Origin of the sequence: Paracoccus haematequi, from assembly GCF_900631945.1 — a bacterium.
GTDB lineage: Bacteria > Pseudomonadota > Alphaproteobacteria > Rhodobacterales > Rhodobacteraceae > Paracoccus > Paracoccus haematequi_A.
The window spans coordinates 1-267 of record NZ_UZWE01000099.1; the positions used below are offsets into that span (position 1 = coordinate 1).

Annotated in this window: 1 protein-coding gene; it reads left to right on the top strand. The window is 66.3% G+C overall.

The genetic code is table 11. The features are described from left to right. The coding region (locus PARHAE_RS20845) for a winged helix-turn-helix domain-containing protein (protein ID WP_164555350.1) at positions 1 to 134 on the top strand (134 nt) is incomplete at its 5' end. Between the last annotated feature and the right edge of the window lie 133 nt (positions 135 to 267).

Sequence of the window (267 nt, forward strand, 5' to 3'; positions counted from 1 at the left end):
ACGAAGGCGACAATTCCGAACGCGCCATCGACGTGCAGATCACCCGGCTGCGCCGCAAGATCGAACCCGATCCCCGCGAGCCGCGCTTCCTGCAAACCGTACGCGGCACGGGCTATATGCTGGTGGTGGACTGACGGTGGACAGGCCGACCTGGCAAGGGATCGAACTTGATGCCGGCACGGCGTTGGCGCTGCTGGAATGGCAGGCCGAGATGGGCGTGGACGAACCCATGCTGGACGCCCCAGTGGACCGCTTCGACCTGGCGGC